The 12,577-nt window shown below is 47.9% G+C and carries 12 protein-coding genes and 5 tRNA genes; 8 read left to right on the top strand and 9 right to left on the bottom strand.

All coding sequences use genetic code 11. The features are described 5' to 3' along the window. Positions 1–11: 11 nt before the first annotated feature. Positions 12–917 carry a sulfurtransferase gene (locus CX664_RS10565; RefSeq protein ID WP_101746700.1) on the bottom strand — a complete coding sequence of 302 codons (906 nt, stop codon included), beginning with the start codon at positions 915–917 and terminating at the stop codon, positions 12–14. After that, entirely contained in the window at positions 910–1,599 is a 690-nt protein-coding gene (locus CX664_RS10570; RefSeq protein ID WP_101746701.1) for a TVP38/TMEM64 family protein, read from the bottom strand. Before CX664_RS10570 ends, CX664_RS10565 begins: the two co-directional genes overlap by 8 nt. A 542-nt stretch (positions 1,600–2,141) precedes the next feature. Here CX664_RS10570 and CX664_RS10575 point away from each other — a divergent pair. Then, entirely contained in the window at positions 2,142–3,659 is a 1,518-nt protein-coding gene (locus CX664_RS10575) for a hypothetical protein (protein WP_101746702.1), read from the top strand. 43 nt (positions 3,660–3,702) lie between these two features. Here CX664_RS10575 and CX664_RS10580 read toward each other — a convergent pair whose 3' ends face one another. Continuing rightward, the gene (locus CX664_RS10580; RefSeq protein ID WP_101746703.1) at positions 3,703–4,251 is read right to left on the bottom strand and encodes a carboxymuconolactone decarboxylase family protein; all 549 of its coding nucleotides are present in this window, start codon (positions 4,249–4,251) and stop codon (positions 3,703–3,705) included. Positions 4,252–4,429: 178 nt separating this feature from the next. On the opposite strand from CX664_RS10580, the gene grxD reads away from it, so the two are divergent. Next, positions 4,430–4,765 (top strand): Grx4 family monothiol glutaredoxin, encoded by a 336-nt coding sequence (grxD, locus tag CX664_RS10585; protein ID WP_101746704.1) that lies wholly within the window; start codon positions 4,430–4,432, stop codon positions 4,763–4,765. Positions 4,766–4,884: 119 nt separating this feature from the next. Here grxD and CX664_RS26355 read toward each other — a convergent pair whose 3' ends face one another. After that, a complete protein-coding gene (locus tag CX664_RS26355; protein ID WP_101746705.1) occupies positions 4,885–5,574 on the bottom strand; it encodes a hypothetical protein in 690 nt (229 codons plus the stop codon). 461 nt (positions 5,575–6,035) lie between these two features. Here CX664_RS26355 and CX664_RS10595 point away from each other — a divergent pair, with 461 nt between their 5' ends. From CX664_RS10595 to CX664_RS10620, 6 genes are all read left to right on the top strand, one after another. Next, the gene (locus tag CX664_RS10595) at positions 6,036–6,638 is read left to right on the top strand and encodes a peroxiredoxin (RefSeq protein ID WP_101746706.1); all 603 of its coding nucleotides are present in this window, start codon (positions 6,036–6,038) and stop codon (positions 6,636–6,638) included. Positions 6,639–6,776: 138 nt separating this feature from the next. Next, positions 6,777–6,852 (top strand) — tRNA-Asn (locus CX664_RS10600). 37 nt (positions 6,853–6,889) lie between these two features. Continuing rightward, positions 6,890–6,965 (top strand) — tRNA-Lys (locus CX664_RS10605). A gap of 72 nt (positions 6,966–7,037) precedes the next feature. Next, positions 7,038–7,113: transfer RNA gene (locus CX664_RS10610), tRNA-Asn, on the top strand. A 37-nt stretch (positions 7,114–7,150) separates the two neighbouring features. Then, positions 7,151–7,226, top strand: a tRNA-Lys gene (locus CX664_RS10615). A 72-nt stretch (positions 7,227–7,298) separates the two neighbouring features. Further along, positions 7,299–7,374 (top strand) — tRNA-Asn (locus tag CX664_RS10620). 245 nt (positions 7,375–7,619) lie between these two features. On the opposite strand, the gene CX664_RS10625 is transcribed toward CX664_RS10620, so the two are convergent. From CX664_RS10625 to CX664_RS10645, 5 genes are all read right to left on the bottom strand, one after another. After that, complete coding sequence (locus CX664_RS10625) at positions 7,620–8,630, bottom strand: ABC transporter ATP-binding protein (protein ID WP_101746707.1); 1,011 nt, start codon at positions 8,628–8,630, stop codon at positions 7,620–7,622. Next, positions 8,627–9,661, bottom strand: coding sequence for an ABC transporter ATP-binding protein (locus CX664_RS10630; RefSeq protein WP_101746708.1), 1,035 nt, complete (start codon positions 9,659–9,661; stop codon positions 8,627–8,629). The genes CX664_RS10625 and CX664_RS10630 overlap by 4 nt, the downstream gene beginning before the upstream one ends. Positions 9,662–9,663: 2 nt before the next feature. Continuing rightward, the gene (locus tag CX664_RS10635) at positions 9,664–10,581 is read right to left on the bottom strand and encodes an ABC transporter permease subunit (protein ID WP_219622163.1); all 918 of its coding nucleotides are present in this window, start codon (positions 10,579–10,581) and stop codon (positions 9,664–9,666) included. A gap of 8 nt (positions 10,582–10,589) precedes the next feature. Further along, positions 10,590–11,516, bottom strand: coding sequence for an oligopeptide ABC transporter permease OppB (gene oppB, locus CX664_RS10640; RefSeq protein ID WP_101746709.1), 927 nt, complete (start codon positions 11,514–11,516; stop codon positions 10,590–10,592). A gap of 414 nt (positions 11,517–11,930) precedes the next feature. After that, the gene (locus CX664_RS10645; protein ID WP_180966449.1) at positions 11,931–12,539 is read right to left on the bottom strand and encodes an ABC transporter substrate-binding protein; all 609 of its coding nucleotides are present in this window, start codon (positions 12,537–12,539) and stop codon (positions 11,931–11,933) included. Positions 12,540–12,577 lie beyond the last annotated feature (38 nt).

Genomic DNA, 12,577 nt, shown 5'->3' on the forward strand with positions numbered 1-12,577 from the left:
CTTCAATGTTGTCATTCAATCGGGGTGTAGGATAACGTAGCCCAATGGTAAAATGAGGGCGTATAATTCCTGACATTGGTGTAGCCAGCCGCCTTCAGCACCATCACCATGTGTGCGGATCGGATACCGGCGGTACAGTAGACGACAATCGGGCTGTTTTTTTGAATATCCTGATCCGATAACATTCGGCTAATGTCGTCAAATGACTTCAAGGTGCCACTGGCTGTGAACATCTGTTGAAATGGTAAGCTCACTGCCCCGGGAAGATGCCCTTTGCGCTGTTCACCCAAGTCCATTTTGCCGTGGAACTCTTCCGGTGATCGCGAGTCGATAACACGAAACTGTGAGTAGTCCCGGTAAAGGGCTTTGGTATGAATGGTGGCTGAAGAATCCCGTTGGGTTATCGTGTAATCACTTTTGGTATTGAAGAAGGTTGGGATGATGGTGGTTTTCAGCCCTTTTTTTTTCCAGTGAGAATACCCGCCATTAAGAATGCGGACATTCTTTAACCCTGCCACGTGCAAACTCCAGGCAATTCGTCCATCTTCACCCCACCCCCGTTGAGCATCGGCATAAACGACAATATTATCTGTTGGGGTCAGGCCCAGCTTCTGTATCTGGTATTCCAGCTCCTTATTGTTAAGAACTGTTGCCCAGTTCTCGCTACCGGCTGCCCCATTCATATCAGAAAGTGATTGCCACTGAACGGAGCGGGCTCCCGGGATATGTCCCTTGAGATACTCAGAGTATGCCCGGGCATCGATCAGCAGGTAATGGTCGGGATTGCTGGCAACCGTTTCTGCACTGATAAAATAATCCTCCGGTACTGCACAGGCGAATCTGAAGGGCAGAATCAGTAACAGGAAGAAGAAAATACATCTTTTGAGGTATTGGGATAATACTGGTTTCTTATTCATTGCCAACAGGCCTCGATTCACGGAAATAGACAGACTTCAGGAAAAAGATCAGTACGGAGATGGCAAACAGTGTTAACAGTGCCATCACGGCAAGACGGCTGCCACCGGTCAGCATTTCCCCGACATAAGAATAAATCAGTGTGGCTGGCAGCTGCCCGATACCGGTAGCCACAAGAAAATACCGCAATTTCATCGATGTCAGGCCTGCTCCATAGCTGACCAGATCAAAGGATATAAAAGGCAGAAGTCTTGCAATGAGTATGGTGTATTGGCCATGTTTGGCAAAAAAGTCATCTACCTGATCAAGGGCAAAGTGACTGGTCAGTCTGGCCACTCCCTCCCGCCCAAACCAGCGGGAGATAAAGAAACAGAGTGTAGCCGCAATCATGGCGCTGCTCCAGGATAGCAGTGCCCCCTGCCACCAGCCAAAAATGGCGGCGTTGGCAAAGGTAAGAATAAAAGCAGGCAGCGGCGCTGCTACTGCCTGGATAACCATCAGTAGTCCTGACACCAGAGGGGCCCATAGTCCGAAACTGAGAATGTAGGTGCGTACCTTGTCGATATCCAGCGATGAAAGAATCCGGATCATCTCAAATAGCCACTCACGGGCTGGCGGGATAGCCAGAATAGCGGCAGTTATCAGCAGAACGATCAGTGGTTTGGTAATAGATTGAATAGTCATTAATCAGGTGTAAATGCAGTTCTTTCGGGAACCCTTCCATGCCTGGTTGAAGTTTCCCGACTGCCAAAAGATGTGAACGTTGAAATTGGGTCGTTGGCTACTGTTAACCCGGATATTTCATAAACGTGCTCCCGCTCTCGCTTGTCCTTTGCCGCTCTAAGGGAGTTTTGCTCAGTCGACCGTACTCCCCGGTACGGCGCTCCCTCACAAAATCCCTTAGAGCGGCAAAGTCCTACGCGAGATTCGGGGCAGTTTATGAAATATCCGGGTTAAATCAGTAGCTGTGGTTTTTTTACAGTTTGAACATAAAGTATTCGGTTTTTATATTTAAACTCCGACGTTTACTTCAAACATTGATTCCAGGAGGCTGTTAATCAGTCCTAAAAGCGCGAGAGAGGTTACTCGTGCATAAGCCCTGTGTCAAACCAGGGCCGTTCGAGTGATCGGCGGTGAACTTTATTCTTCAGCAGTTGTCAGAATGTCGGTCATATTCAGGAATTTTGTCCAACTTTCACTTGTTTTGTGAAGATAAGAGGAAAGGTATGTCAAACCCCTCTTCGCAACCGGCAATCTCTGGTGCAGTGAACTCTGGCTGGAATTTCCCTCCCCCTGATGATCCGTCGGCAAGTTCCGCCGCCACCCACTTGCCGGATACCCATAAAGCTACGGCGTTTTGTCGGCGAAATACGACGTTGGCTTCTGATGAAGAGCAGCACCTGAAGATTCAGGGCTATTCCACCGAGGAAATCGCCAGGTCGGAAAAAGCCCTGGTCCAGCGCAATATCACCCCAAGCAACAGTGAGATCATTGGTCATCTTCAGTCAGACAACGGTGATACACTGGGTACCATTAAACAGTGCATTGAAAACGGGTTGAGTTCAACAGCAGGGGTTCAGGGCAAACTGCGATTGTTGATGGAACTGCAAAGCTACACCAAATCATGTGTAAAAACCGCCGCTGAGAATCTCAATCGTCAATACTCTTCCTTCTGGCCAGATCGCCAGAGCATCGTAACTATGGTCAATAAATGGCCCAGCACATTGCAACGACAGGGCGCTGTTATTTGCAAAAGCTGGCCAGAGCTGCTTGTTGACAATGCTGTACAAGTGGATTTCAGCTCCAGCATAAGTATCTGTTCCAATGAACTTAACTTTCAGTTAGAGCCACTGGATTGCCTGTCATTTTTACGACTTGTCAAGGATATCTGGTTTGATGCCCTGGGTTGTGGAAATATCTGTGCCATCGACAGAGTCAGTCACCTGCTGGTTACGTTTGCCTGGGAAATGTCTTTTAATCTCTATTATTTGCGCGGTAGCTCTCCCACGCACGACCGTCACGAGCGATTTGAGCAAGTGGTTCAGCAAATGCTGCAACAAGGTATTCACTGCATTGATGATATTGACGCGTTTGCATTTATGCTGGTAACCAAGCCCCACATCTGGCGCAATCATAAAAGTGATGTTCTGCAACTGATGGTCTGCAGGGCGTTCAAAGGCCGGGACCAGCAACTGTCTAAACTCTGTACCCAGTGGCGGGAGGATGCAAAGAGCCACGAACAAATCGCTAAAACAGTAGAAACAGAGATCATCCCTGACACAGCTTCCGCCATGCATTACCTTAACGACATACACGGTTATCTGATGCAATACAGGGATAGACACCCTAACTGCAGCGACAGGAGCCAAATACATAACGCGAAATACTTTGATCCTGTCACCCTGCAATTAATGTCACCAATCCTTGCCCCTGACCTGACAACCACACCCACGCTCAAGGAGACAGGACCGACTCTATCGGCCTATTTCAATTTCTGCCTGGACCATCAGGCGTTGTCATCAAATAAAACCTTTGAGGATTTCCTGACGAACCGAGTAGTACCAGATATCAGCAAGCCGGGATATTTTGGACTTCTGGAAAGTACGGGCAACGCCGAAAGCATGGCATCGAGACCAGGCACCAGCGCAGAGTTGAGTACCATCCGTAGTCACGGTGAAATGCCCAAACGCAGAAAGAAGTTGGCCAAATCACCCGTGGTGCCAAGAAGCCTCACTAGGGATTGATGATCCTGTCGGGTTTATTGGTGCCAGCACTTGCAGGAAATGTTCATCTCTTCGGAATTTTGCAGAAACCTTCTGCTGGCACATCCAGGGCAGCGTTGAATTTGCTGGACATGTTTTGAAAAGCGATCAGGCCAGTCAGTTCAATAACAGCGTCATTATTGAAATACTCTTTTAGCTGCGTCATCAGCTCAGGGGTTACCTGTCGGTCGCTGTAGGTAACAGCTTCGGTATATTCCAGGGCAATACGCTCCTGAGCATTGAAAAGGTCAGAGTCTTGCCAGTTATCCAGTGCTTCGACTTTATCCATGCTGCCTGCACGTTTTGCCAGGGTCATGGCATTGATGTCAACACAGAAGGCGCACCAGTTGACCTGGGATACTCTGACGGTAACCAGCGAACGCAGCTCCGGCGACAGGGGGGACTTTTTTCGATCCAGTACGCCGTAGAGCGTGGCTACAGCGGCAAATAACCGGGGAACTCTTGCCCATAACAAGCCCGGCTTTAGGACTTTTCCATAGCGACGCTTCTGGCTCCAGAAAAAAGGCATTAGCCACCAGGGATAAGAGAGAAGGGGTTTATCCGGTACATACATGGCTGATTCCTAACTTGCAGTTCCATAGTCGGTCAGCCGATGGTGGCAGGAAAGTTGGATGTCTACAATCCTGTTGTTGGTTTTTTCTATTCGACTATATGTAATAACATATGGTGACAGTCAGGTATTTTCTTTAAAATATCCTGTTTTATGATTCCAATGAAGAAGAGGTCGTCTCATGGACGTAATGGAGCAAATAAAAGAACAGGTTGAATCCCATACTATTCTGCTGTACATGAAGGGCTCTCCCAAGTTGCCCCAGTGTGGTTTCTCTGCCAAGGCGGTTCAGGCGTTGATGGCCTGTGGCGAACAGTTCGCTTTTGTGGATGTTCTGGCTAACCCGGAGATTCGTGCCAATCTTCCCAAGTATGCTAACTGGCCGACCTTCCCACAACTGTGGATTAAGGGTGAGCTGATTGGTGGCAGTGACATCATTATTGATATGTTTAACAGCGGTGACTTGCAGCAGTTGATTGCTGAAGCGGCTGGTTCTGATGAAGGTGCAGAAGACTGATTTTACAATCGTTTTTACCCTTCCCTTCCGGTGTGATAAAACCGGAAGGCTACCTTTCTTCCGGGTCAGTTCATTACCTGACTCATTGAGTCCCTGTCAGTTTCTCCTCTCTGCTGTAATTACTCCAAAGGCTCCTCTCCCGGGGCAAAGTCATAAGGTAAGGAGTGAAATCCAGGTAAGCCTGACTGTTCAGTCATCGGAGTATCCTGAGGCTCTTGCCAGTTTATGGCAGCATTTACCGGGGGTGCTGAGTTGCATAGCTTTTTGGGCGAAGGTTCAGTATTGGTATTGCCCGGGCTGAACATTGTTGCATCTGTTGTTACAAAGGCTATGGGTAAAGTTGCTGCAGATATTACCTGCTGCCCTGAAGTACCGGGATAAGAGTGGAGCCTTACCGGTTTTGGAGGGCTATTTTTTTTCTTGAACGATAGCTTCGTTTTGGCTTTTAACATGACCCTTTCATTTAAATGTTCAGGCTTGTGCCCGGGGCGTTGATGTTTATCGATATTAGTGTGATCTGAGATTGATATGCCAGCAAATGCTTCCAGTATTTCCTGATCACACTCTGAATCGCTTTCTGATTCATTTTGCGTCGTTTTTGTTGTCTGTTCAGATTTCCTGGCAAGGGGAGAAAATGCAGAGTCTTCTCCAGACAGGACGTAGTTTGATGGCGGATGTGGGGTAACCTTCAGCCCTCCGCTGGTATGTCCGATATCTGGTTTTCTTGTGGGATTTGGTTTTTTGACATCATTATCCGGTGCTACATTCCAGAAAAGCACCGTCCTTGCAGGAACGCCAGTATTTTGCATAGACACACGCCAGAAGAAGTTATTTCTACACATACTTTGATATTTTAATTCCCAATTAGTTCATTTTCTTAATGCGAAAAAATGAAAGCTGTCTGATCCCTGTCTTCGTTCAGAATTCGCTACCCTAATAATGCTTTGGGAGTTTTGGGAAGGAACTGAGTGGGCTTCGGGTGAACCAGTCTTTAGTAAAGGGGGCGCGTCAACAGGCTCCGGGTTGTATTTTTCTTCTTGCTCCTTTATCTATTGGCTTGTGATAAAAAAAGCAATCATTTGTTTCTACTGCGGTAGGCGAAAACCGTGGTCATGTGTATCATTGTATGCGCGGTTTTTGTGATGCGTGATTCAATGTGAGATGAGATATTACTTGTACTCTCGTATTAATACGCACAACTTTGTAAATGATAGCTTTTTATATGACAGCTTGTTAACTGACAGTTTCATAAAGCGTAGGAGAAATACTTATGGGCGTTTTAGTAGGCAAAAAGGCTCCTGACTTCACAGTCCCTGCTGTACTGGGTGACGGCTCTATTGTTGATGCTTTTACCCTGTCCGAAGCCATTCGTGGCAAGTACGGTCTGCTGTTTTTCTACCCTCTGGACTTCACTTTCGTATGCCCTTCTGAACTGATTGCCCTGGATCACCGTATGAGTGCTTTCCAGGAGCGGGGTGTTGAAGTGATCGGCGTTTCTATCGATTCTCACTTTACGCACAATGCGTGGCGTAATACGCCTGTGGATCAGGGCGGTATCGGTCAGGTGAAATATACTCTGGCTGCTGATATGACACACGACATCTGTAAGTCTTATGACGTTGAATCAGAAGGTGGTGTGGCATTCCGTGGTGCTTTCCTGATCGACAAGGAAGGTCTGGTTCGCTCCCAGATCGTCAATGACCTGCCGCTGGGCCGTAATATGGATGAACTGATTCGTCTGGTTGACGCCTTGCAGTTCCACGAACAGCACGGTGAAGTCTGCCCGGCTGGCTGGAACAAAGGCGACAAGGGCATGACAGCCTCTCCAGACGGTGTGGCCCAATACCTGTCCGAGAGTGCGGATGGTCTCTAGGGACGTATAGCGGTTGAAAAATGCCATATATACAGCCTTTTTAAAAAGTTTTTTGCAGTGGAATACTTGACTCACGGCAAAATAACCTTATCATTCGCTGCCGTTGGTTGGTGACGAGATGTCGCTGCCAGGCATAGTTCCCTGATAGCTCAGTTGGTAGAGCAAATGACTGTTAATCATTGGGTCGCTGGTTCGAGTCCAGCTCGGGGAGCCACTTATTCTCTATATTAGCCTGTGGCTGAGGTAAGAATGGGTCGTTAGCTCAGTCGGTAGAGCAGTTGGCTTTTAACCAATTGGTCGTAGGTTCGAATCCTACACGACCCACCATATAGCATTGAGATTTGTAAAAAGTCTCTTGTTGAAGAAACTGTTGTCAGTACAGTAAAACTGTCGATCAGTTCCCTGATAGCTCAGTTGGTAGAGCAAATGACTGTTAATCATTGGGTCGCTGGTTCGAGTCCAGCTCGGGGAGCCACTTATTCTGTATATTAGCCTGTGGCTGAGGTAAGAATGGGTCGTTAGCTCAGTCGGTAGAGCAGTTGGCTTTTAACCAATTGGTCGTAGGTTCGAATCCTACACGACCCACCATACAGCATTGAGGCTCATAAAAAGTCCCTTGTTGAAGAAACTGTTGTCAGTACAGTAAAACTGTCGATTAGTTCCCTGATAGCTCAGTTGGTAGAGCAAATGACTGTTAATCATTGGGTCGCTGGTTCGAGTCCAGCTCGGGGAGCCACTTTTCTTAACTATGAAGTGCTATTGTTGGTGTTTTCAAATCCTGTCATCTTTTCTTGAGACAGTTCCCGGTTTATTTTCAAGTCCCTTCCTCTTCTGATTGTTCCCCCATAGACATGGTATTAATTCTCCGGCCGAACCATCGAGACCTTCAAGGCAGGGATAGAGCAGGCCATACTTTATTACGCAGCTTTTCGGTTTTAATCAGCAGCATTGAAGAGCGGAGTAAATCACCCCGCATAGTGGTCAACCGTAGATTATATCAGTTTTATAACAGGCAACCTGGTGACGCTGATTCAATCCGGACGTGGAGCAATCAACAAGGTCTGGTTTTTTCTGTGAGCACTGTTCGTCCGCGTAGAGGCAGCGAGTCCTGAAGATACAGCCTGACGGTGGATCAATCGGTGAAGGTAAATCGCCTTTCAATACTACCCGCTTCTTTCTCACTGCAGGGTCCGGAGCCGGAACTGCGGAAATCAAAGCCTGTGTATAAGGATGTTTTGGCGAGTTATAGAGATCATCTTTATCGGCAATCTCCATAACATTACCCAAATACAAAACCATTACCCGGTGACTGATGTGACGGACAATGGACAGATCATGACTGATAAACAGCAGTGACAGACCAAACTTCTGTTGCAACTCTCCCAGCAGATTAATGATCTGCGCCTGAATAGAGACATCCAGTGCGGACACAGGTTCATCACAGACGATCACCCTGGGTTGAAGAATCATTGCCCGGGCAATACCGATTCGCTGGCACTGTCCACCTGAGAACTCATGGGGGTAACGGTTGATCATGTGTGGCAACAGGCCAACAATATTCATCATCTCACGAACACGGTCCCTGACCGCCTCACCGGCAAGCTCTGGATGATGGGTGACCAGTGGTTCAGCAATAATCTCGCCGATGGTCATGCGTGGATCAAGGCTGGCCAGCGGATCCTGAAAAATGATCTGCATCTGTTTGCGCAAAGGGCGCATCTCTTTTACGGAATGCCCGGTGATGCTCTGCCCCATCCAGACAACCTGCCCATCAGTATTGTGCAGTAATTGCAGAACCGCTCTACCGAGCGTGGATTTCCCGCAGCCAGACTCACCAACGACAGAAAGGGTTTCACCTTCATGAAGTTGGAAGCTGACACCATCGACGGCTTTCAAAGTCTTTTTTTTCGTGAAGAATGTGCCTGTATCGACGGGGAAGTGCACCTTAAGGTTTTCTACTGTAAGGATTGGCGCTTGCTCAGTAACAGTCATAAAACACCTTCCACGACATTAACAGGATTATTTTTAACAGGGCTGCTGGCGTGAAAAGCTGAACTCAGTTGATGACAAGAGGCCGTTCGACCAGCATCAAACTCAGTGGTTTGAGGGCGCTCCTGTTGACAGAGATTGGTCGCATATTGGCATCGGGGCTGAAATGCACAACCTTGTGGCAGTGCCTGAAGATTGGGAGGCTGTCCGGGAATTGCGTAGAGATCTTCATTATGATCACCATCAATTCTCGGCATGGATTGCAAAAGACCCCGGGTGTATGGGTGTTTTGCATCACTGAAGAGTGCTTGTACGGATCCGGTTTCAACCACACGACCACCATACATCACCATCACATGATCGCACATACTGGCAATGACACCCAGGTCATGGGTAATCATCACAATGGACATACCCAGCTTGTCTTTCAGGTCATGGAGCAGGTCCAGAATCTGAGCCTGAATGGTAACATCGAGCGCAGTGGTTGGCTCATCAGCAATTAACAGGTCCGGCTCACAGAGCAGTGCAATAGCGATCATAACTCGCTGACGCATGCCACCAGAGAACTCATGGGGGTACATATGAACCCGCTTGCGGGCCTCTGGTATGCCTACCAGTTCCAGCATTTCAATGGATCGCTCCAGGGCTTTCTTTTGGCTCATACCCTGATGTTCAATCAGGACTTCAGTCATCTGTCGTGAGACTTTCAGATAGGGGTTCAGGGATGTCATTGGGTCCTGAAAAATCATGGACAGAGAAACGCCGCGCACCTTATTCAGTTCTTTAACGGGCAGTCCAAGAATGTTTTGGCCTTTAAAGATAGCTTCACCCGTGGTTTTGCCATTCTTTGCCAATAAACCCATCAAGGCCATAAATATCTGGGTTTTTCCGGAACCGGATTCGCCCACGACACCCAGGCTTTCACCTTTCTTCAGGGTGAAACTGATCTCATTGGCGGCGGCTACTTCACCATCCGGCGTATCGAAGCGGGTATTGAGGTTTTTGACCTCAAGAATGATGCTGTTCTCGTTCATAATTATCGATCCTTTGGGTCCAGTGCGTCGCGCAGACCATCACCAATGAAGTTGAAACAGAAAAGTGTGATGGCCAGGAAAGTGGCTGGGAATGCCAGCATCCAGGGCGCGGATTCCATGACTTTTGCCCCTTCGGAAATCAAAACGCCCCAGCTGGTCAAAGGCTCCTGAACCCCGAGACCCAGGAATGAGAGAAAACTTTCCGTCAGAATGACCTGGGGAATTGTCAGTGTCATATAGACGATCACCGGGCCAAGAATATTGGGAATGATATGGCGGAAGATAATTTTTGTCGTTGACACGCCACTGGCATGGGCTGCTTCAACAAACTCTTTCTTTTTAACCGCCAGGGTCTGGCCTCGCACAATACGGGCCATGGTAAGCCATTCAACAGCACCTAATGCGACAAAAATCAGATAAATGTTGCGACCAAAGATCACCATCAGAATAATCACAAAGAACATGAAAGGCAGGGAGTAAAGAATGTCCACAAAACGCATCATGATGTTATCGATACGTCCACCCATATAGCCAGCTACAGCGCCATAAACGACACCGATGACCAGTGACATGGTTGTGGCTACCAGCCCAACCATGAGCGAAACTCTTGCTCCATAGAGCGTGCGGACAAACAGATCTCGACCATTCTCATCGGTACCAAACCAGAAGCCTTCAGCAGCGTTGGGAGGCACTTGAATAAAGTCCCAATAGACCTCATCAAAAGGGTGAGATGACAGCCAGGGAGCAAAAATAGCCATCAATGTAATGATGGATAGAATGATCATTGAAACCACAGCAGCCTTGTTTCGCATCAGGCGAATACGGGCATCCTGCCAGAGAGAGCGGCCAGCAACTTCAGTTAAATCGGCTGAATCTGAAAAGTTGTCGTTAAACGTGGCCAGTTTATCGTTCACATTCATGATGTTGTTCATCCGCTAACCCTCAGTTTTGGATCCAGAAAGCTGTACACCACATCCACGATCAGGTTCATAAGGAGAATCAGGGTTGCGTAGAAAATCACCACACCCATCACCAATGGATAGTCACGGTTCAGTGCGGCATTGACAAAGTAACGGCCAACGCCGGGAATATCGTAAATAGACTCAATCACTACCGAGCCGGTAGTCACAGCGGCAACCGCTGGCCCTAAATAGGAAACCACAGGCAACAAAGCACCCTTGATGGCATGGCAAATGACCACCAGGCGTTCACGAATTCCTTTAGCCCTTGCCGTTCTGATGTAGTTAGAGTGCAGAACCTCAATCATTGAACCCCGCGTCAGTCGGGCAATATAAGCGATCTGTGGCAGCGCCAGAGAAATTACAGGTAAAACCAGGTTTCTGGCAGCGCCATCTCCCCAGCCTGCAACCGGTAACCAGGCCAGGTAGACACCAAATACCAGGGAAAGAATTGGGGCCGCAACAAAGTTAGGAACCGCTATACCGGTCATCGCAACGCCCATAATGGCGTAATCGGTTTTCTGGTTCTGATAAAGTGCTGCAAGAGTTCCTAAACCAATGCCAATAAACGTCGCCAGTAATATAGCAAGTCCGCCAATCTGGAAGCTGGCTGGTAAGCCGGACAAAATCAGCTCAGTAACGGAAAAGTCTCTGAATTTATAAGAAGGGCCAAAATCAAACTGAAGCAACTTGCCAAGGTAAATGAAATACTGTTCATGGACTGGTTTGTCCAGATCGTAGGCTTTGAGAATGTTGGCTTCAATTTCCGGGGGTAACTGTCGTTCTTGATCGAACGGCCCACCGGGGGCAATACGCATCATAAAAAATGCGATGGTAATGATGATGAGCAGCGTCGGAATCGCCGTCAGCAACCGCTTGAGAATATAGGAGAACATGGAACAATTCGCTCTTTCCTCTGGAGTTCCCTCTTCGTTTTGTTATTCATGGCCATCCGTGGCGCACGACAACTTTTGAGCGCACTCCTGCTGTAAGTAGTTAACCAAATGAAATCATATATTTCTGACTAAGTTGTCAGTCACTCTGCGGCGTTGCAACTCCGGTCACATAGCTACGGCTATGCTCCCTACGTTGCGCCTTGCATAGTAACTGCCCACTTAGCCAGAAATATACGATTCCATTTGGCCAACTACTTACAACAGCAGGAGGCTGTCCAGTTACTTAATAGAAAGGTATCGGGCCCGATGGATATCGGAGGCGTTATCAATCCAGCCATCAACCTTCGGACTTACCAGGTTTTTGGATACATAGTGGTAAATAGGTATATTTGGCAGTTCGTTCAGCGCAATAACTTAAGCCTGTCGCATATATTCATTACGCTTGACAGGGTCAGCTTCCAGCTCCGCTTTTCTCATCAGATCGTTGTAGGTACCGTCATTAAAGTTAGCGTAGTTCTGAGAAGTGTTACGGCTTTCCATCAGATTCAGGAAGTTCTGCGGATCGTTATAGTCAGCGATCCAGCCAGCGCGGGCAGCCTGAAAATCCCGGGTTTTCAGGTTGTCGTAGTGAACCTTGACTTCAGTGTTGAACAGTTCGGTTTTCACACCCAGTGCTTTTTTCCACATGGCAGCAACAGCAATCGCAACCTTCTTATGGTTCTCTGACGTGTTGTAACTCAGCCGGATGGTAGGTGCATTCGACTTATCATAACCCGCTTGTTTCATCAGCTTTTGCGCTTCGGCAACACGCTCGGCCTGATTCATTCCTTTCCAGCTGACTTCAGGAGATGAGCCGTAGTCGCCAGTACCGGGTGGTACAAAGCTGTATGCCGCTACTTCACCCGTTCTCAACACTTTTTCAGTGAGAATTTTGCGATCAATGGTCATCGCCAGTGCCCTCCGGACACGCAGGTCTTTCAGCACATCATCATCAAGGTTAAGAGGGCTTGTTGCAGTTAACAAAAACCTATCTATAGTTACTCGGACCTATTCAAAATGAG

The organism is Endozoicomonas acroporae (assembly GCF_002864045.1).
Taxonomy (GTDB): Bacteria; Pseudomonadota; Gammaproteobacteria; order Pseudomonadales; family Endozoicomonadaceae; genus Endozoicomonas; species Endozoicomonas acroporae.